The organism is Xanthobacter lutulentifluminis (genome assembly GCF_043194675.2).
In the GTDB taxonomy this organism is placed as follows: domain Bacteria; phylum Pseudomonadota; class Alphaproteobacteria; order Rhizobiales; family Xanthobacteraceae; genus Xanthobacter.
Window position 1 is genome coordinate 4,050,576 of sequence record NZ_CM195525.1, and the last position, 18,168, is coordinate 4,068,743.

The following is an 18,168-nucleotide window of genomic DNA, read 5'->3' on the forward strand; positions in this document are numbered from 1 at the left end:
ATCATGGCCGCAGTCCTTGCTGACCTTCCCCGCACGAGACCGGTGCCCGGTCGGCACGGCCGAATGGGGCAACACACCCGTTCGGTCGTGAACGCCGCCGCCGGACAGTGGGCCGCGCTGTTCGGCGGACTGGTCGGCACGTCGCGGGCGTGACGACCGAGCGCCCGGGGGAGCCGCTAGATGGCGTGCCCGACCAGTGTGCCGATGGCCGCCGTCGCAGCCATGGCGATCGCGCCCCAGAACGTGACGCGGATGGTCGGCTTCCAGATGGCCGCGCCACCCGCCCGCGCGCCCAGCGCGCCGAGGACCGCGAGGCAGACCAGCGACCCGCCAGAGACGATGGGTGCGATCTGGGCCGTCGGCGCGAGCAGCGAGATGATGAGCGGGATCGCGGCGCCGAGCGCGAACGTGACCGCCGATGTCAGCGCCGCCTGGATCGGGCGCGCCACCACGTGCTCCGCCAGCCCGAGCTCGTCGCGCGCATGGGCGGAGAACGCATCCTTGGCGGTCATCTGCTCCGCCACCTGACGGGCCAGCGCCGGCTCGACGCCCCGCCGCACATAGATCTGCGTCAGCTCGTTCAGCTCGCTCTCGGGGTCCTCCGCGAGCTCGCGCCGCTCCTTCTGCAGATCGGCATTCTCGGTATCGGCCTGGGAGCTGACCGAGACGTATTCGCCGGCCGCCATCGACATGGCGCCGGCCACCAGGCTCGCCACGCCCGCGACCAGGATCTCGGACGAATTGGTCGAGGCGGCCGCGACGCCCACCATGAGGCTTGCTGTCGAGATGATGCCGTCGTTGGCGCCGAGGACTGCGGCCCGCAGCCAGCCAATGCGCTCGATCAGGTGATTTTCGCGGTGAGTAGGGGTCATGGCGATACCTGCGGGAAAAGACGATGGACCGATGGGGGCATCTTGTCGAGACACCGACCATATGGCTGTTCGAAGAGCAGCTTAGTGTGTCGGCCGGATGAAAATTGTTGGTCACTGCACGCTTTGTCGGCTGGCCCTGAAGAGGGCCCGTCGCGGCCCTCGGCGGAAACGCTCCCGGAGGGGGGCTCGCGCGCGGGCCCGACCGACCGGGACGGCGCGTCAGGCCGGGCAGGGCGCGCGCGATAGGGCGACCGTGGAGGGGAAGATCATCTCCGCCTCACCCCCGCCCCCCGGCAGGTTGCGCAGGACGAGCCGGCCGCCATGCACTTCCATCGTGCGCTCGACGATGGCGAGGCCGAGGCCCACCCCGTCGCGGCGATCGCTTCGGATCGGCCCGCGCTGCCGCTTGCCCGTATCCAGCAGGGCCTGCGGGAAGCCGGCACCGCCATCGCGTACCCGGATGGACGGCGCATCGGACACCTCGATGGAGATGACGCCATCCTCGGGCGCATGCTCGAGGGCATTCTCGATGAGGTTCCGCAGCGCCCGGAACACGTCGTCCCGGCCGCCCGCGATCATGACGGGAGCATCCGGCGCGATCACCTCGATGCGCCGGCGCCGCGTGATGACGCGTGGAGCCAGATAGGCGGCGACGTCGCGCGTCACCGCGGTGAGATCGACCACATCCCCCGGCTCGAGGCGGAAGCGGCCGAGCCGCACCCGGTCCAGCAACTGCTCCACCAGCCGTTCCATGGCTGCCACCTCGCGCTCGAGCACCCGCGCATAGGGTGCTTCCACCGCCGCCAGCTGGGCCTTCATGACGGCGAGCGGCGTGCGCAGCTCGTGGGCCATGTCGCCGGAGAATTCCTCCTGCGCGCGATAGCCCTCGCGCAGGCGGGCGAGGGCGTGGTTGATGGCCCGCACGAGCGCCAGCACGTCATCGGGCAGCCGCCGTTCGCTCAAGGTCACCGAGACCCCGCCGGGATGGATCGCCTCCGCCTCCTTCACCGTTTCCGACAACGGCTTCAGGGCGATGTGGGCGACCAGCAGATTGGTGGCGAGCATGGCCAGCATGAACGGGATCCACAGCCAGGCGATGTCCTGGAGGAACTCCTCGAGCACGGAATCGAAGATGAGGTCGCTGCTGGGAAACGCGACCTGCACATAGACGGGCGGCTGTTGCGGCAGGCGCAGGGAGATGCCGTAGAGCGCCTCCGGGGAATTGCCGCGCGGCAGCTCGAAATAGCGCTCCGCGACATCCTCCACCGGCACGAAGGCCTCTTTCACCTCCCGCGAGCCCGCGAGGCGCTCGCCGGAGGGGCCGAGGACGATGAAATGTCCCCCCTCCTGGGCGATGCGCGCCACCGTGGATTGACGGATGGGGGCTGACGGCACCGGCCCGGTCACCACGTCCGCAGCGATGCTGACCGCGAAACTGTGCAGCGTGCCCTCGCGGAAGCGCGTGTTCACCTCGTCGAAGCGCAGGTAGAGGAAGGCGGCCGTCGTCACCACCGCGAGCACGCTCACGACGACCATGCCCAGCATGAGCCGTCCGAACAGTCCGCGGGTGAGGCGCCTCATTGCGGCCGTTCCATCAACAGGTAGCCGATGCCGCGCAGGGTGTGGATCTCCATCTGCGCGCCGGCGCCGGAGAGCTTGCGGCGCAGACGGTGAACCAGCACCTCGATCGCATTGACGCTCACCTCCTCACCGAAGCCGTAAAGCCCTTCCTCCATAGCGGACTTGGTGATGACCGTGCCGGCGCGCCGCATCAGCAGCTCCAGAGCGCCGGCCTCACGGCGGCTCAGAGCGAGCGGCAGGTCGCCGACCCGCGCCTGGCGGGTCACGGTATCAAGCTCGATATTGCCTTCCCGGAGCGCCGCGGCCATGGGCACGCCCGGCCGCCGCAGCAGCGCGCGGATGCGGGCGATCAGCTCTTCCATGTTGAAGGGCTTGCGCAGGAAGTCATCGGCCCCGCCGTTCAGGCCGGCCACGACAGCGCCGTCCCGCGCCGTCAGCAGCAGCACCGGCGTGGCGAGCCGCCGCCGTCGCACCCGCTCCAGAAGATCCATGCCGTCGAGGTCGGGCAGGCCCAGATCCAGAATGATCGCATCAAACGCTGAAACGCTGAGCGCGGCCTCCGCATCTTCTGCCGTGAGCACCGCATCCACGGCAAATCCGGCGGCCCGCAAAGCAGCTGCCGTTAGGTCGCTCAGTCGAATATTGTCCTCGACGAGGAGAACGCGCATTGGAGGCCACTCCACATCTCTCTCCTCCGATGCGGGATAATTACGGCGCAATGTGGGACTTGCAGTAGCCGGCCATCTATTTGATATGGATCAAAAATATCGTCCGGCTCCGCCGATGGTGGTGGAATGATGCCTCACGACCAGAGCCAGCTGCATCGTGAAACCGGCGTCGATGCATATGAACGTTGCGACGGCCACAAGGTCGGTCGCGCCTACTGAGCGCGCGACGGATCGCGGTAGCCGCGCCCGACGAGCACCGCCACGCGGCCCACCAGTGCGCCGGAATGGCGCAGCTCCAGGGTTTCCACCGGCTCGAGGCTGCGGAAGCGGCGACCCATGTCCGCGATTTCGCCAGCCGACCCGGCGTCCAGCACCAGCACCGCATCCGCGCCCTCGTGCCCGCGCTGGACATCGGCGATGAGAAAGCCCCGGCAGTCCGCGCCCATGCAGGCGATCGGCCACGCCGGGCCAAGCGCGTAGCCTACCTTCCCGGCCTCGTGCCAGACCGGCGCGGTGACGAAGGCGTAGCGCTCCGGCGTCAGGCTGTGGCGCTGGAAAGCGGCCTTCAGGTCGCTCCATGCCGCGAGTTCACGCAAGGGATCGGTGCCGGTGATCGCCGCCACCGGCGCCGGCACCAGCGACAGGACGGCCACCACCGCCACGCCCGCGGCGGTGAAGCCGGCGGCCCAGACCGTCCAGATCCGCACGCCACGCGCGATGGGCCAGCGCCGCGCCATGGCCCGTCCCAGCAGGGGGAACAGCATGAGATATCCAGGCGCAGCCCAATGGAAGAAGGGCTTGGCGCTCGACCATGCGGCCACCATGGGGAACACCAGCACCGGCCCGGCGGCCAGGCACAGGAGCAGCAGCGCGCGCGGGTTGGCGGGCCGCCCCCTGAGCGCGCGCCAGGCGGCGGCTGCGAGGCCTGCCCAGATCCACGGGGTCAGGAACACGGCGATGCCGGCCACGCTCACCAGCGGCATCAGCAGCTGGAGGTGCGCGCCCGTGGCCCGGCTGCCCTGGAAGGCGAGGGAGGCGAACTGATGCTGCACATTCCAGACGATCACCGGCGTGAACATCGCGAGGGCCACCGCCGCGCCCGCATAGGGCCACGGGCTCGCGAGCCAATGGCGGTGGCGTGGGCTCACCAGCAGGAACAGGAGCGTTCCGGCAAGGAAGAAGACACCGTGATACTTGGACAGCATCGCCAGCCCGCCGAGGAAGCCGGCGAGAAGCCAGCCCGCCGGGCGGGCGCCCCGATCGAAGAGGACGTGGGTCAGCACCAGCGCCCCGGCCAGCAGAAAGGCGACCAGAGGTCCATCGGGCAGGACCCAGGCGGCGCCGGTGAGGCCCAGCACCGGCGCGCAGGCCATCATCAGAGCCGCCCACACTCCGGCCCAGCGGCCGAACAGCCGGGCGGTGAGGAGATACATGAGCAGGGTGGATGCCGTGGACAGCAGCAGGAACGGCGTCCGCACCAAGAGCGGCGCCTCCGACCCGCCGAGGCGTGACGCGAGGTGGGCGAGCCACCAGGCCATGGGCGGGTGATCGAAATAGCTCAACGCCAGCGTTCGGCTGGCGACGAGCGTATAGGATTCGTCGTTGCCGAGCCCGGTCGCGGCCGCGAACACGAGCCGCAGGGCGAGCGCCAGCAGCAGCACCGCGGCGAGGGCGGTGATGGGGCTCACGCGTTGCTGCAGCAGAGCGACGGGCAGGCGCGGGGCGGTCGCAGGACCGCCGGCGATGGGGGATGCCATGGCGGCCCCGTCCATGCGCACGGGCGAGAGGCTCACTTCTGGGGCCCCCACACGAGCAGGGCCGTCATGGCGAAGTTCCAGACCGCGCCGATCACCGAGCCCGCGACGCCGGCGAGCCACCAGCGCCAGCCGCCGGCAAAGATCCAGCTTGCCACGCCCACGTTCGCGACCGCGCCAGCGCCGCAAACCACATAGAAGCGGGCCAGAGCCGGCAGGATGGCCAGCCCGTGCTTGCGCCGGTCGCGATAGGTGAAGGCGTTGTTGAGCGCGAAGTTGGAGGTCATCGCCAGGACCGTTGCCAGCGCCTGCGCCAGGGCAAAGGCCATGCCGGCGAAGAGGGCGCCTTTCAGCGCCAGGAGATGCACGACCAGCCCGGCCGCACCGACGCCGGAAAACCACACGAAGCGGGGCGAGACGACAGAGCCGGTGACCTTGGACACGAGGAGCGTCAGGAAATCGATGACGGTGCGGCTGTCGAGCTTGCTGACTCCGGCATGGCGGGCGCCGAAGGTCATCGGCACTTCCACGATGCGCAGAGGCTCGCTGCCGGCGGTGAGGATGTCGAGGAGGATCTTGAACCCCTCCGGCGACAGGCCCGGCGCGAGGCGTTCCACCACGTCCCGGCGGATCAGGAAGCAGCCGCTCATGGGGTCGGAGGTGTGGAGGCCGAGGAGCCGTTGCGCAAGCCCGGTGGCCGAGCGGCTCATGGCGCCCCGTCGCCGGTCCAGCCCGCAGGCGCTTCCACCCGCCACGTAGCGGCTGGCCACCACGAGATCCGCCTCGGGGGCGCGCGCCAGCATGGTGCGCAGCACGCCGGCATCATGCTGCAGGTCGCCATCGATCACGGCGACCAGCGGCGCCTGCGCGGCCAGCATCCCCTCGATGCAGGCACCCGCGAGACCGCGCCGACCGACGCGGCGGATGCAGCGGACGCGCGGATCGTGGGCACCGAGCTCCCTGACCACCTGCGCGGTTCCATCGGGCGAATCGTCGTCGACGAAGATGATCTCGAACGGCACGCCGGCCAGCGCATGGTTCAGCGCCTGGCACATGTGCGCCACGTTGCCCTGCTCATTGAACGTCGGGACGATCACGGACAGCGCCGGCAATGCCGGTACGGAATCCCGCTCCGCGCAGGAGGATGCCGTTGGGCAAAGCCGCAGTTCCCGGTTCCCTCGGAACGCCACCGACATGCTGTCGAAAGAGGCTGGGGAGGCTTGCAACATTGCGGAAATGCCCTGGTGCGGCGCAAACACACTTGCGACGCGGCAAGCAGGACACAGGTTCCCACGCGCTCACCCCGGATCGCGACGAAGCCCGCCGCCGGCCGCTCCGTCGAGGCGGACCCTAGGTGGCCAAGCTTACGGCAGACTTACAGCGACGGGCAGGGGCATCGCTGTGAGGCTGGCTGTTATGTATTGCATAAATGATGATTTTATTCGTTTTTTATCTGCATTTCGCGTTGGTGTTGTTCGATATTCAAATAAAATACAGAAAAATTTCCGTCTGTGCTGCGGGCCTCCCGGTATTTGACGGCGCGGCGCTTATGCCTGTTCAGCGGGGGCAGGCGTGCGACCTCCGGCTGGCGGTCCAGGGGGCAATCGCGGGAGCCCTCCTGATGCCTGACCTTGCGGACCGCCGACCAGCACGCAGCCCTCTCGAATGCGGCCCGCGCCGTGTCCGTGCCTGCGGTGGATATCCGGGTAGTGCAGGCGCGGGCGCGCACCATGGCGGGCGGCCAAGTCGGGCTCGTCCTCGCTTATCGTCATTCCGAGGTGGCCATGCTCCTCATCGTCGCCTTCATCGCGATCTGGGTCAGCCTCGGCTGGGTCATGGGCGATGCGATCTGGGATTGCGGCCGCCACGCGGGATGCGGGCGCGCACCATGACGGCCGACCAATTTGGCAGGTCGTGCAGGATGCCCCGGAAGTGCCCCAAATTGACCTTGACCTGACCGCTCAGCCGTAAGCGAGGCGTAAGCTCAACCTTGCAACGTCCGTGGCAGCCACAATCACGGACCAGCGGACATGGGATTTGCACAAATCGTTGAACCCGGCGACGCCGAGCGTGCCGAGGTGGAAGCTTTCATCCGGACCGCATATGCCCGCGAATACAGCGCAAACATCAACAGTTTCGCCAAGCGCCTGTTGTGCCGGCGGAATACGGCCGGCGATATTCTCTGCGCCGCCGGCATGCGCCTTGCCGAGGAAGGATTCTTCTCCGAACGCTACCTGAGCGCGCCGGTAGAGGCTGATCTGTCCCGCGTCACCGGGCACCGGGTCCGGCGTGCCGACATCTATGAGGTGACGACGCTGGCAAGCGACGCGCCCCGCGATCTCGTGCCTTTCATCGCGGACATCGTGGCCTTCGGCGGTCGCCGGGGCCTGTCGTGGTGCTTCTTCACGCTCACGCACCGCCTCAGCCTGCTGGTGCGCCGGCGCGGCCTCTCCCCGATCCACCTCGCCGAGGCAGATCCCGCCCGCATCGCCGGTCGCGAGGAGTGGGGCCGCTATTACGAGACCCGGCCCCAGGTCTATGGCGTGTGCGGCGTCGACATGCTCGCCGCCTACCGCCGCGCAAAGGCTACCGCCTTCTGCGCGCCGTCTGCCACCAGCCGGGCGATGGATCATGCGGCAGTTATTTGACGCGCTGGCGAGCCACGCCCGACGGTCGCCGGATCGCGTCGCGTTCAGCGATCCGGGCGGCACCATCGCTCGCGCAGCGCTCATGGCCGACGCGGCCCGCCTCGTCGCCGCGCTTCCGGCGTCGGCTCGTGTCGTCGGATTGTTCCTGCCCAACGGGCGGGCCTATGCCGTGGCGCAGATGGCGTTGGTGGCGTCGGGACGCATCGCGGTGCCGCTCCCCGCCTTCTTCAGCCCGGCCCAGATCGCCCATGTGGTGCGTGATGCCGGCATAGAACTCGTCCTCGTTGCGCCGGGTGACGAGGGGTCCGTGCCGGACGGCATCGCCCGCCAGGCGGTCGCCGTCACCGGCGCTCCGGGCGCCCCGCCGGTCTTTCAGGAAGGCTACGGCACGCTGGTCTACACGTCCGGCAGCACGGGCCAGCCCAAGGGCGTGCGCCACGAGAGCGGGCAGGTGGGCTGGTCCGCCGCCGCGCTGGCTGAAGCGATCGGCGCGCAGGAGGATGACAGCTACCTCTCCGTGCTGCCGCTCTCCCTCCTGCTGGAGAGCATCTGCGCGCTGTTCATCCCGGCGCTCGTGGGCGGTCGCGTGCATTTCGAGACCGCCATCTCGGAGCGGATCGGCCGCGGCGCCGTCCGCGGCATCGCCGAGGCATTCGCCCGCCATCGGCCAACCGCCGGCGTGCTGGTGCCGGAGCTGCTGCGGCTCTGGGTGGTGGAGCTTTCCGCCGCGCGGATGCGGGCGCCGGACAGCCTGCGCTTCGTGGCGGTCGGTGGCGCCGCCGTTCCGCCTCGGGTGGCGGAGGTCGCGTGGCAGCTCGGCATCCCCGTGCACGAGGGCTATGGCCTGTCCGAATGCGGCTCGGTGGTCGCGGTAAACCGGCCGGGCCGGCGCGTCGCCGGCACCGTCGGCGAGCCGCTTGCCGGCCTCGCGCTCACCGTGGTCGATGGCGAGCTCCACGTGGACGGCCCGTGCGTGACGGACGGCTACCTGCGCGGCGCCTCCGCTCCCCATCCCTGGCCCACCGGCGATCTGGCGACGCTCGGCGCCGACGGCAGACTGAGGGTTTCCGGCCGCAAGGACAACCTCGTCGTCACGCCGCTCGGGCGCAATGTCAGCCCGGAATGGGTGGAGACGGCGCTGCTCGGCGATCCCTTCATCGCCGCCTGCGCCGTCACGGCAGCCCCGGATGGACTTGCCGCACTCGTGGTTCCGGCATCGGCCACCACCGAATGGTTCGCGCGTGCCAGTCGCGCGTCAATCGACGCCCGTATCGCCGACGCCTGCGCCGGCCTGCCGGCCTATGCGCGGCCGGCGCGCACCCAGGTCGTCGACATGGCCGCCGCCAAGGCCGCCGGCCTCTTCACCGACAACGGCCGCATCCGCCGCCAGGTGGCGCGCGACCTGATCCTCGATCATGTGGCCGCGGCCATCTGACCCCCTCCCTTCCCGCTCATCCTCAGAAAGGCCCCGGCCATGAGCTTCCATGACCGTTTGACCCACGAGACCGCCGCAGCGCGCACCAGCTTCCTCTCCATCCCTCTCGTCGCAGATGCGCCCCGCACGGGCGGCACGCGCGCGCTCTATCTCGGCTTCCTCGCCGAGGCCTACCACCACGTGAGGCACACCTTCCCGCTGCTGGCGCTGGCGGCCTCCCGCACCACGGACGAGCGCTACCAGGAAGCCCTGCTCGAATACATGGAGGAGGAGCGCGGGCACGAGAAATGGATCCTCGACGACATCCGCGCCATGGGCGGGAACGCCGAGGCGGTGCGCACCGGGCAGCCGGGGACGGCCTGCCGCGTGATGGTCGGCTTCAGCTATTACGCCATTGAGCATGTGAGCCCCTACGCGATGCTCGGCAGCGTGCACGTGCTTGAAGGCATGTCCGTCCTCCTCGCCGACCAACTGGCCACAACGCTGGCGCGGACCTTCGGAAGCGCGGGCGGCGCCGGCTTCTCCTATCTGACCTCCCACGGCAGCCTCGACCAGGAGCACGTGGCCTTCTTTCGCACGCTGGTGGACGGCATCGAGGACCCCGCCGCGCAGGACATCATCATCGACCATTCGCGGATGTTCTACCGCCTCTACGGCGACATCTTCCGCGAGCTCGGCGCCCGCTCGGAGCTGAGCCATGCGGCGTGAGGGGGCGCTCGAGGGCTTGCCGCACGCGGTGAAATGCGTGCTCGTCACGGGCGGCGGCTCCGGAATCGGCCGGGCGCTGGCGCTCGAGGCGGGCCGGCGCGGAATGATCGTGGGCGTGTGCGGACGCCGCGCGGCGGCTCTGGAGGAGACCGCGGCTGCGCTGCCTTCCTCGGCGAGCCCGCTGGTCATCCCCGCCGATCTCACCCGCCCGGAAGACCGCACCCGCATCGCGACCGTGCTGCAGCAGGCATGGGGGCGGCTCGACATTCTGTTCAACAACGCCGGCCGAGTGGTTGGCGGCGATGTGGAGCACGCGGCCGACGACGCGATGGAAGACTTGTTCCGCACCAATGTCGTCGCCCCGATGGCGTTGACACGGGACCTCGCCCCGTTGCTCGCGGCCGCGCGGCCGGCGCGTGTGGTGAATGTCGGATCGGTGTTCGGCGACATCGCCTATCCCGGCTTTGCGGCCTATTCCGCCTCCAAGTTCGCCCTGCGCGGCTACTCCAGCGCGCTCAGGCGCGAATGGAGGGGGCGGGGCATCTGCGTCACCTATGCGGCGCCGCGGGCGACGCGGACCGATGCGGCCTCTGCCTTCACCGACCTCATCGCCAGCACCGGCATGCGCCTCGACGATCCCGACAAGGTCGCGGCGCACATCTGGCGGGCAGCGGATGCAGGCCGAGATGCCGCCTACCCCGCCGGCCCCGAGCGCCTGTTCGTGCTCATCCAGAGCCTGTTTCCCAAGCTGATCGACCGCGCTCTCTCGCGTCACGGCGCCTGATCCGCTCCAACCCGTACATCCAGCAAAGCCATATCGAGCCCAAAGGATTTCGCCATGCGCGCACCTTTCTTCCTCGGCGCCCTCCTCGCCGCCGTCTGCGCCGTTTCCGCCAACGCCACCTCCGCCAACACCACCCCCGCCGACGACCCCGTCCTCGGGCAGGTGAGGCAGATCCAGACGCGGTGGGAGACCATCAAGTTCACCGTTCCGGAAGGCGACCGGCAGACGGAACAGATGAATGCCCTCGGCGCCGACGCGGACGGCCTCGCGAGCAAGTATCCGGATCGTGTGGAGGTCCTGATCTGGGACGGCATCGTCACCAGCGAACGCGCATCGCTGGTCAATCCCATCTCGGCCCTGTCGCTGGCGAACCGCGCCCGTGACACGCTGGAAAAGGCCTACAAGCTGAACGCCACCGTGCTCGATGCCGGCGCGGCGACCAGCCTTGGTGTGCTCTATTACCGTGTGCCGGGCTTTCCCGTGGCGTTCGGCGACAAGACCAAGGCGCGCGCATTGCTGGAGCAGGCGACGAAGAGCGCGCCCGATGGCCTCGACGCCTGGTATTTCTACGGGGACTTCCTGATGACGCAGGGCGAATACGCCAAGGCCCAGGCAGCCTTCACCCATGCGCTCGCCATCCCGGTGCGCGCTGACCGCGCTTTGTGGGACCAGAACCGGCGTCTGGTCATCACCGAGAAGCTCGACCAGATCAGGGCCAGGCGTTGATGGCGGAGGCCTCCGCCGCAGCAGCGGCCCCGCTCTGGCACTGGCTCGGCCGTCAACTCGCCCGGCCGGAAGGGCCCGGCGGCGCGCTGGTCGGGCACCTCATGGCGCGCGCCAACGCGGCGCCATACCGGCTCGCCCTCGAAGCGCTGCGGCCGGAGCCGCAGGACCGGGTGCTCGAGCTGGGATTCGGCCCCGGCGCGGGGATTGCGGCTTTGGCGAAGCGGGTCGGGCACGTCGCCGGCATCGAAGGCTCGCCCGCCATGCTGCGGCTTGCGCAGAGGCGCAATCGCCGGGCGACGGCTCTCGGCCAAGTGGATCTGGTGGCGGGGGACTTCCAGCGTCTGCCTTGGCCCAACGCGTGCTTCGACAAGGTGCTCGCCGTGAATGTCGCCTATTTCTTCGATCGGTCCGGCTCGACCGTCGCCGAGATCCGCCGCGTGCTGAAGCCGGGCGGACTGGCGGTGTTCTACGTAACCGACCGTGCCACCATGGCGCGCTGGCCATTCGCGGGGGCGGATACCCATCTGACCTACGATACAGCTGCTCTCAGGCGCCTGTTGCTCGACGGCGGTTTCGGCGCAGGGGATATCTCCATCACGGCCCACCATCTGCCGCTGTTCGTGGAGGGGCTCGTGGCCGTAGCTTCGTCGGCCCCGTCGGCTTGAGCTTGTTCGGGCGCGGATGCGCTGGGCGCGGGACGGGCGGGATGTTCCGCCGCCCGGCCTTCCACCTGCGCTGCCCGGACGAGCCGCCTCGTCTTCGACTGGGACGGTAACGGCGCCTGTGCCGCCTCCGCACGCGCCGGTCATCGACACGCTGCACGCCTACGGATTTGTTGGGGAAGAGCGGCGCGATCCCATGGCACGCGAAGTTCGGTCAGATCATATCGGCTCGTGCGAAGCCTGAATCAGAACTTGGGACGATATGGACGCCGCCAGACTCGGTCAGCCTTGATAGCGGACGGCCGCGTTGGCTCCCAACTCCTCCGCCACACGAGTGGCCAAGCGCTCTCCCTGTGCATGAAACTGTTTTTGGTCATCGCTCGAAGCAAAACCTGACGATAACGGGTCGTCGCGGTTTAGCGTCGCGTCATACGCTGACGCCCATGCTTTCAGGTCGGCCCATAGGCAGTCACTCAAGCCCAGATCTGACGGAGCTATGTTGCCGACACGGCCGTCCCCGTCCCACCAGAGAGGCCAGCACTCATAATCCGCCATCACCCTAATCTTCATGCCGAGATGCTATGCAATCGGCGGCGAAAGCTCCATCTCTTGTCTGTCCCATTTATGGGTTCACGGCTTAGCTAGAGCCGATGCAGCGTGTATCGGGATACTGGTGATATTTCGCTTGCACAGCATGACAGCCGGCGGCATGGAGCGCATCGCGCTCCGCCGACATTGGGCAAACCCACTCCTGGGTTTTCCACGGCTGGGCTGCCATGTTCCGCACACGTCCGCCGAAGCCTGCCGAGATGGTCAAGGCTGCGAGCCGGCGGGAGGTATTGTCGGGATTTAGGTTCGAATGGTGGGCGATGCAGGGATTGAACCTGCGACCCCTCCCGTGTGAAGGGAGTGCTCTCCCGCTGAGCTAATCGCCCGCGCCATTGCGAGGAGGGCCGTTTAGAGCCCCGCGGCCCTTCCTGTCAAGGGGCGGTCGCGCCGAACCGCCCCCGGCCTGTGGATGACGCCTATCCGGCAGCGGCCGCGAGCAGTGCGTCCACCGCCTCTTCCAACTGGTCGAAATGGTGAATCAGCGCGTCGGCGCCAAGCTCGGCGGGAGGGGTCTCCGTGTAGCCGAACGACACCGCCACCACCGGCACGCCGGTGGCGCGGGCGGTCAGCACGTCGGTGATGCTGTCGCCCACCATGATCGCCTGCCGCGCCGAGCCGCCCGCCGCCGTGATGGTGGACAGGAGGGGCAGGGGATCGGGCTTGGGGCGGGCGTAGGTGTCGGCCCCGGTGATGACGGCGAAGCGGTCGGTCAGCTCCAGCGCGTCCAGCAGCAGGCGGGCGAGGCGCTCCAGCTTGTTGGTGCACACCGCCAGCGTCACGCCGCGCGCGGCGAGTCGGTCGAGCGCCATGCCGAGGCCGGGGAAGGGGCGCGAGCCGACGGCGATGTGCTCGGCATAATGGGCGATGAAACGGGTGGTCATGCCCGCCAGCTCGTCGTCGGGCAGGACGATGCCTTCCGAGCCGAGGGCGTTCACGATCAGCTTGCGGGCACCGCCGCCGATCATGTTGCGGGCGAGCGCGCGGTCCACCGGCGGTACCTTGTACTCGGCCAGCACCACATCGAGGGCATCGAGCAGGTCGGGCGCGGTGTCGACCAGGGTACCGTCGAGATCGAACGCGACGACGGGCCGGTGGGCAAGCGGAGACGGGGAGAGCGGGGCAGTCATGTCGGGCCTCATTGTTGGGCGTTCCGGGCATGGGGGGCGCCGACCCCATGCCTCTGCCTTAAATCCTGCCGCTTTTTCGCGCGAGCGTCCGCCCCTGAAGCGGGCTGCGGCGGCATGGCGCAGGTCCGCCCGGTGATGGACTGTTCCAAGGAGGCGTGCATGCAGGGGTTGGCTCTGACGGCATCGACGCAGCGTAAGGGCTCGCGGGGGTGGGGGATGGCGATGGGCGTGGTGCTGGCGTGCGCGGCCGCCGGCCTCGGCGCGCAATCGGCGCCCGCTGCCGCGCAGGCCGCGCCGGCGGCCGGATACGAGTTCGCCGCCCCGCCCTCCGCGCAGGCGAACCGGGTGTATGGCATCAACCGCCAGACCGGCGAGATGAACGTCTGCCAGTTCGAGCGGCCGGAGGCGGCGTCGGTGGGCATCACCCGCTGCTTCGCCCAGGGCGAGGGGGCCGGGCCGCAGAAGGCCGGCAATTATGCGCTGGCGCCCACCCGCTATGAGGGTGAGACTGGCATCTTCCGCGTCAACCGGGATACCGGCGAGATGAGCATCTGCTACGTGCGCGAGACGCCGCGGGCCGGCGGCGGAGCCGATTCGAGCCTTGTCTGCACGCCTGCCGCGCGCTGAGGCCGGTGCGCGGCTTGTCGGCCGCCGCGAACGGGGCTAGAGCCGGAGCGGGGCGGTCCGCCGTCCCGTTTCAAGCACTCGCGTGCCCGCCGCCCGGTTCCGGGCCGCGCGGGCGGGATGGAAAGCCCATGGCCCACGCCGAAGACCTGAAGCGCCGCGCCGCCGCCCACGCTCTCACCTATGTGACCGACGGCATGCGCCTCGGCCTCGGCACCGGTTCCACCGCGCGCCATTTCGTGGAGCTGCTGGCGGAGAAGGTGCGCGAGGGCATGAACATCCTCGGCGTGCCCACCTCCGAGCAGACCCTCGACCAGGCGGTGCAGCTGGGCGTTCCGATCGCCACGCTCGACGAGGCCGGCCCGCTCGACCTGTGCATCGACGGCGCGGACGAGATCGGCCCCGGCCTCGCCCTCATCAAGGGCGGCGGCGGCGCGCTGCTGCGCGAGAAGATCGTCGCCAGCGCGGCCAAGGAGATGGTGGTCATCGCCGACGCCACCAAGAAGGTGGACGTTTTGGGCCGCTTCCCGCTGCCCATCGAGGTGGTGGATTTCGGCGTCGGCTCCATCCAGCGCCAGGTCGAGCTGGCGGTGCGCAAGGCCGGCTGCGAGGGGCCCGTCACCATCCGCCGCGATCGCGACGGCCATCCTTTCGTCACCGATCAGGGGCACCTGATCCTCGACGCCCACCTCGGACGCATTCCCGACCCTGCCGCCCTTGCGCGGGCGGTGGAGGAAGTGGCCGGAGTGGTCGAGCACGGGCTGTTCCTCGGCCTCGCCCGCCGGGCCGTGCTTGCCGGCACGGACGGCATCACCGTGCTGGAGCCCGGCAGTTTCTGATTTTCCTCGTTCCGGAGAGACCAATGCCCATCCTGAAGACCGGCCGCACCGGCGCGAAGATCGGCTTCGCCGCGGCCCTGGCGGCGCTGGCCCTGGCCGTCACCCCCGTGCCGGCGGCCTTCGCCCAGTCGGCCCAGCCCGCCGCGCAGGCGCCGAGCCCGGCCCTGCTCCAGCTCGCCCGCGATCTCGTGGCGGTCAACGGCGAGGCCCGCGCGTTCGAGGGCGTGATCCCCAACGTGGTGGACGGGGCGGCCCTGTCGTTCGTCCAGACCAATCCGGACCTCGCCAAGCAGCTGCGGGAGGTGGCGATCCTGCTGCGTCCCGAATTCGAGAAGCGCCAGGGCGAGATCATCGACATCCTCGCCAGCGCCTATGCCCGCCGCTTCACCGAGGCCCAGCTGAAGGAGGCCATCGCCTTCTACAAGTCGCCCACGGGCGTGAAGCTGGTGCAGGACCGTCCGATCATCGTCCAGGAGGCGGTGCAGGGCATTCAGGTCTGGGGCGCGCAGGTGAACGCCCAGGCGGTGGAGCGGGTGCGCGTGGAAATGCGCAAGCGCGGCGTCGATCTCTGATCGCCGCCGCCGGCCCGCGCCGGAGCAGAAACCAGGCCGGCCCGTTCGCGGGCCGGCCTTTTTCTTGGTGCGCGCGGCCCGAAGGGGCCGGCTATTTCGGAGGGTCATTCCGGAACAGGCTGCGTCCCGCAATAGAAATAGAATGATCCATCCGCTTTTGGATATGCTCCTCCGGGGCCATTGCTGCATTTCTCATGCAAGAACCGGGCGACGGCGCGCATATTTCCATTCCGGATGTAGCCGGAAAACGTGCCAGAGCGCACGGTCGCATCCACTTCAAGCCCGTCCGGGGTCGTGTAGATTTCTCTCTGGCTCGTGCATCCGCATAGATAACCAGCAGCAACGAGCAACAGTGTAGCGCGATGCAATTGCTCCATCCCATCTGGCGTCATGCTGCCTATCCCGTGCACTACACCTCGCCCGTGCGCGGCGCGCGGGGGCCTTCTGGCGCCCGGGCCTGGGCCGCGAACAGGCTCTTGCGGTCGAGGTTGGGGCTGTAGTGCGGGTCCACCAGCGTGGAATTGTGCCAGATGGCCTCCATGCGCGCGCGCTGCGCCTTCAGCCGCTCCCGGTGCGCCTTGGCCCGCTTCTTCCCGCGTGAGGCGGATTCGTGGTGGACCAGCAGCGCGAACGGGCTGAACACCACCTCGTAGCCGGCGCGGCGGGCGCGCAGGCACAGATCGATGTCGTTGCAGTCCTCGGCGAAGCGCTCGGCGTCGAGAGGGCCGATGGCGTCCCACACGTCGCGACGGATCAGCAGGCAGGCGGCGGTGACGGCGGAGAGGTTCTGCCGCACCATGAGGCGGTCCTCGTAGCCCGGCGCGTCGGCGGCGCTGTGGGCGAACCAGTGGTCGGCATAGCGGAACAGGCCGACGATGGCGCCGGCGTGCTGCACCGTGCGATCCGGGAACAGCAGCTTGGCGCCGACGACGCCCGCGCCCGGCAGGCTGGCGAGGGCCACGATCTCCGACAGCCAGCCCGGCTCCACCACCTCCACGTCGTTGTTGAGCAGGAGGATCATGTCGCCCCTGGCGGCATCGACCCCCAGGTTGCAGATGCGCGGGAAGTTGAAGCCGCCGTCGTCGCGCACCACCGTGGTGGCCGGCCAGGCGGCGCGGATCTCGTCGAACAGCGCGAAGGTCTCGGGCTCCACCGAGCCGTTGTCCACGATGATGATCTCGAAGGCGCGGTAGTCTGTGCCGGCGATCAGCGTGCGCAGGGCCGTGGCAAGCAGGGCGGCGCGGTCGCGGGTCGGCACCACGATGGAGACGAGCGGCGCCGGCTCCGGCACGCCATAGAGCGGCCGCAGGTGGCGACCGCCGGTGATCTCCACCGGCAGGCCGGTGGATGCGGAGAGCAGGCGGGCGGCATCCCCGATGGCCTCGGGCGCGAAGCCGGGCGGGTGATCCTCCGCTCCCCAGGCCACGCGGGGCACGTGGCGGATGCGCTCCGGTCCGCAGGCGCGCGACTGGCGCAGCAGCAGGTCGAACGCCGCCGCCGCCCCGTCCGCCGCGGGAAGGCCAAGACGGATGGCATCCGCCCGCGGCAGGGCGGCGAAGGCGCGGAGATAGCCCGAGGCTTCCATGAGATGCCGGTTGAAGGCCGGGTGGAACACGCCGTGCAGGGGCGTGCCCGAGGCGTCGAGCCGCTCCTCGTCCGCATAGGCGAGGGCGCAGTCGGGATGCCGGGCGAAGGTGGCGCGGATCAGCGCCACGGCGTCCCGGGTGGGGCGCCCGGTGGGGTCGAGCACCAGAACCAGCCCGCCGGTTGCCGCGGCGAGGGCGTCCGCCAGCCGGCCGCCGCCCGTCACGGCCGCGCTGGCGATGACCTGCGCTCCCATGGCGGTGAGGGGCGCGCCCTCGGTCGCCCGGCGCTCCTCGGGCAGGACGACGATCCACTCGAACGCGCGGTCCGTCTGCGCAGCGACGGCGCGGGCGCAGCGGGCGAGCCGGTCGGCGGACACATCCGTGGCATCGGTGAGAAGGCTGAGGCGGGGCGCGGCATCCGGCGCCGGCACCTCGCGGAAGTCTTCCACATAGCGGGCGCGGAAGGCCCGATAGGCCGCTGCCTCGCCGCTGCGGCGGGCGGAGGAGGCGGACAGCCGCGCCCGGAGCGCGCCGCGCAGGGTGCGCGCGGCGACCCCGGCCTCCTTCCAGCGCGGGCCGAGCCCGCCGGAGAACGGCCCGTTGGCGAAGGCGTGGAGCTTCAGCGCCACCTTGTGGAGGGGGTAGTAGCCGAGCCGCAGCGCCGCCGAGGCGCCCTCCACCTCGATCAGCGCGCCGCCGGGCGGCAGGGTGATGACCCCCGGTCCCGGTGCGGCCAGCACCTCCTGTCCGCGCACCGCGCCCCTGCGGTCACGGATGGTGAGGGCGAGCGGAAAGTCGGCGCCGCGCGCCTCCACCACCAGCGGCAGCCCGTCGCGCGCCGCCCGCATCCGCAGCACGAACGGCAGGCGGAAGCGCCGTCGCGCGTCGCGGCCCGGCGCGGCGGCGAGCCACAGGGGCGGAATGTCGGTCTCGGCCATGGCTGTCCTGCTCGGTCCCGGCGCGTTGAAGCACC

Annotated in this window: 18 protein-coding genes and 1 tRNA gene; 10 read left to right on the forward strand and 9 right to left on the reverse strand. The window is 69.8% G+C overall.

Going from position 1 to position 18,168, the window contains the following annotated elements:
- Positions 1–176 precede the first annotated feature (176 nt).
- The 5 genes from V5F49_RS18810 to V5F49_RS18830 form a co-directional block, all read right to left on the reverse strand.
- A complete protein-coding gene (locus tag V5F49_RS18810) occupies positions 177–872 on the reverse strand; it encodes a VIT1/CCC1 transporter family protein (protein ID WP_394117861.1) in 696 nt (231 codons plus the stop codon).
- A 219-nt stretch (positions 873–1,091) separates the two neighbouring features.
- Entirely contained in the window at positions 1,092–2,453 is a 1,362-nt protein-coding gene (locus V5F49_RS18815; protein ID WP_394117862.1) for a sensor histidine kinase, read from the reverse strand.
- Positions 2,450–3,121: a response regulator gene (locus V5F49_RS18820; RefSeq protein WP_394117863.1), complete on the reverse strand. Its 672-nt coding sequence runs from the start codon at positions 3,119–3,121 to the stop codon at positions 2,450–2,452. The genes V5F49_RS18815 and V5F49_RS18820 overlap by 4 nt, the downstream gene beginning before the upstream one ends.
- Positions 3,122–3,333: 212 nt before the next feature.
- Positions 3,334–4,878 carry a glycosyltransferase family 39 protein gene (locus tag V5F49_RS18825; RefSeq protein WP_394117864.1) on the reverse strand — a complete coding sequence of 515 codons (1,545 nt, stop codon included), beginning with the start codon at positions 4,876–4,878 and terminating at the stop codon, positions 3,334–3,336.
- A gap of 32 nt (positions 4,879–4,910) precedes the next feature.
- Complete coding sequence (locus V5F49_RS18830; protein ID WP_394117865.1) at positions 4,911–6,104, reverse strand: glycosyltransferase; 1,194 nt, start codon at positions 6,102–6,104, stop codon at positions 4,911–4,913.
- A 402-nt stretch (positions 6,105–6,506) separates the two neighbouring features.
- On the opposite strand from V5F49_RS18830, the gene V5F49_RS18835 reads away from it, so the two are divergent.
- The 7 genes from V5F49_RS18835 to V5F49_RS18865 all read left to right on the forward strand — a co-directional run bounded on the left by V5F49_RS18835 (position 6,507) and on the right by V5F49_RS18865 (position 11,841).
- Positions 6,507–6,767 carry a hypothetical protein gene (locus V5F49_RS18835; protein ID WP_394117866.1) on the forward strand — a complete coding sequence of 87 codons (261 nt, stop codon included), beginning with the start codon at positions 6,507–6,509 and terminating at the stop codon, positions 6,765–6,767.
- Between the two features lie 138 nt (positions 6,768–6,905).
- On the forward strand, positions 6,906–7,523 hold the full coding sequence (locus V5F49_RS18840) for a thermostable hemolysin (RefSeq protein ID WP_394117867.1): 618 nt from the start codon (positions 6,906–6,908) through the stop codon (positions 7,521–7,523).
- Complete coding sequence (locus V5F49_RS18845; RefSeq protein WP_394117868.1) at positions 7,507–8,958, forward strand: AMP-binding protein; 1,452 nt, start codon at positions 7,507–7,509, stop codon at positions 8,956–8,958. Before V5F49_RS18840 ends, V5F49_RS18845 begins: the two co-directional genes overlap by 17 nt.
- Before the next feature lie 39 nt (positions 8,959–8,997).
- Positions 8,998–9,666 (forward strand): iron-containing redox enzyme family protein, encoded by a 669-nt coding sequence (locus tag V5F49_RS18850; RefSeq protein WP_394117869.1) that lies wholly within the window; start codon positions 8,998–9,000, stop codon positions 9,664–9,666.
- Complete coding sequence (locus tag V5F49_RS18855; protein ID WP_394117870.1) at positions 9,656–10,450, forward strand: SDR family NAD(P)-dependent oxidoreductase; 795 nt, start codon at positions 9,656–9,658, stop codon at positions 10,448–10,450. Before V5F49_RS18850 ends, V5F49_RS18855 begins: the two co-directional genes overlap by 11 nt.
- A 54-nt stretch (positions 10,451–10,504) precedes the next feature.
- A complete protein-coding gene (locus V5F49_RS18860; protein ID WP_394117871.1) occupies positions 10,505–11,176 on the forward strand; it encodes a tetratricopeptide repeat protein in 672 nt (223 codons plus the stop codon).
- The gene (locus V5F49_RS18865) at positions 11,176–11,841 is read left to right on the forward strand and encodes a class I SAM-dependent methyltransferase (protein ID WP_394117872.1); all 666 of its coding nucleotides are present in this window, start codon (positions 11,176–11,178) and stop codon (positions 11,839–11,841) included. The genes V5F49_RS18860 and V5F49_RS18865 overlap by 1 nt, the downstream gene beginning before the upstream one ends.
- A 279-nt stretch (positions 11,842–12,120) precedes the next feature.
- On the opposite strand, the gene V5F49_RS18870 is transcribed toward V5F49_RS18865, so the two are convergent.
- From V5F49_RS18870 to V5F49_RS18880, 3 genes are all read right to left on the reverse strand, one after another.
- Positions 12,121–12,408 carry an immunity protein CdiI family protein gene (locus V5F49_RS18870; RefSeq protein ID WP_509210714.1) on the reverse strand — a complete coding sequence of 96 codons (288 nt, stop codon included), beginning with the start codon at positions 12,406–12,408 and terminating at the stop codon, positions 12,121–12,123.
- A gap of 290 nt (positions 12,409–12,698) precedes the next feature.
- Positions 12,699–12,773, reverse strand: a tRNA-Val gene (locus V5F49_RS18875).
- Positions 12,774–12,863: 90 nt separating this feature from the next.
- Positions 12,864–13,574 (reverse strand): HAD hydrolase-like protein, encoded by a 711-nt coding sequence (locus tag V5F49_RS18880; protein WP_394117873.1) that lies wholly within the window; start codon positions 13,572–13,574, stop codon positions 12,864–12,866.
- 159 nt (positions 13,575–13,733) lie between these two features.
- Between V5F49_RS18880 and V5F49_RS18885 the strand changes: the two genes are divergently transcribed.
- The 3 genes from V5F49_RS18885 to V5F49_RS18895 all read left to right on the forward strand — a co-directional run bounded on the left by V5F49_RS18885 (position 13,734) and on the right by V5F49_RS18895 (position 15,609).
- Positions 13,734–14,201, forward strand: coding sequence for a hypothetical protein (locus V5F49_RS18885; RefSeq protein WP_394117874.1), 468 nt, complete (start codon positions 13,734–13,736; stop codon positions 14,199–14,201).
- Positions 14,202–14,329: 128 nt separating this feature from the next.
- The gene (rpiA, locus tag V5F49_RS18890) at positions 14,330–15,037 is read left to right on the forward strand and encodes a ribose-5-phosphate isomerase RpiA (RefSeq protein ID WP_394117875.1); all 708 of its coding nucleotides are present in this window, start codon (positions 14,330–14,332) and stop codon (positions 15,035–15,037) included.
- Between the two features lie 23 nt (positions 15,038–15,060).
- A complete protein-coding gene (locus V5F49_RS18895) occupies positions 15,061–15,609 on the forward strand; it encodes a DUF2059 domain-containing protein (protein WP_394117876.1) in 549 nt (182 codons plus the stop codon).
- Positions 15,610–16,018: 409 nt separating this feature from the next.
- Here V5F49_RS18895 and V5F49_RS18900 read toward each other — a convergent pair whose 3' ends face one another.
- Positions 16,019–18,133, reverse strand: a complete 2,115-nt coding sequence (locus V5F49_RS18900) for a glycosyltransferase family 2 protein (RefSeq protein WP_394117877.1) — start codon at positions 18,131–18,133, stop codon at positions 16,019–16,021.
- Positions 18,134–18,168: the final 35 nt, after the last annotated feature.

Bases quoted from the DNA above. Each gene is read 5' to 3' on its own strand.
- V5F49_RS18820 (WP_394117863.1), bottom strand. From the start codon at position 3,121: ATGCGCGTTCTCCTCGTCGAGGACAATATTCGACTGAGCGACCTAACG.
- V5F49_RS18815 (WP_394117862.1), bottom strand. From the start codon at position 2,453: ATGAGGCGCCTCACCCGCGGACTGTTCGGACGGCTCATGCTGGGCATG.
- V5F49_RS18830 (WP_394117865.1), bottom strand. From the start codon at position 6,104: ATGTTGCAAGCCTCCCCAGCCTCTTTCGACAGCATGTCGGTGGCGTTC.
- V5F49_RS18860 (WP_394117871.1), top strand. From the start codon at position 10,505: ATGCGCGCACCTTTCTTCCTCGGCGCCCTCCTCGCCGCCGTCTGCGCC.
- V5F49_RS18870 (WP_509210714.1), bottom strand. From the start codon at position 12,408: ATGAAGATTAGGGTGATGGCGGATTATGAGTGCTGGCCTCTCTGGTGG.
- V5F49_RS18840 (WP_394117867.1), top strand. From the start codon at position 6,906: ATGGGATTTGCACAAATCGTTGAACCCGGCGACGCCGAGCGTGCCGAG.
- V5F49_RS18880 (WP_394117873.1), bottom strand. From the start codon at position 13,574: ATGACTGCCCCGCTCTCCCCGTCTCCGCTTGCCCACCGGCCCGTCGTC.
- rpiA (WP_394117875.1), top strand. From the start codon at position 14,330: ATGGCCCACGCCGAAGACCTGAAGCGCCGCGCCGCCGCCCACGCTCTC.
- V5F49_RS18845 (WP_394117868.1), top strand. From the start codon at position 7,507: ATGCGGCAGTTATTTGACGCGCTGGCGAGCCACGCCCGACGGTCGCCG.
- V5F49_RS18900 (WP_394117877.1), bottom strand. From the start codon at position 18,133: ATGGCCGAGACCGACATTCCGCCCCTGTGGCTCGCCGCCGCGCCGGGC.
- V5F49_RS18850 (WP_394117869.1), top strand. From the start codon at position 8,998: ATGAGCTTCCATGACCGTTTGACCCACGAGACCGCCGCAGCGCGCACC.
- V5F49_RS18855 (WP_394117870.1), top strand. From the start codon at position 9,656: ATGCGGCGTGAGGGGGCGCTCGAGGGCTTGCCGCACGCGGTGAAATGC.
- V5F49_RS18895 (WP_394117876.1), top strand. From the start codon at position 15,061: ATGCCCATCCTGAAGACCGGCCGCACCGGCGCGAAGATCGGCTTCGCC.
- V5F49_RS18810 (WP_394117861.1), bottom strand. From the start codon at position 872: ATGACCCCTACTCACCGCGAAAATCACCTGATCGAGCGCATTGGCTGG.
- V5F49_RS18825 (WP_394117864.1), bottom strand. From the start codon at position 4,878: ATGGCATCCCCCATCGCCGGCGGTCCTGCGACCGCCCCGCGCCTGCCC.
- V5F49_RS18865 (WP_394117872.1), top strand. From the start codon at position 11,176: ATGGCGGAGGCCTCCGCCGCAGCAGCGGCCCCGCTCTGGCACTGGCTC.
- V5F49_RS18885 (WP_394117874.1), top strand. From the start codon at position 13,734: ATGCAGGGGTTGGCTCTGACGGCATCGACGCAGCGTAAGGGCTCGCGG.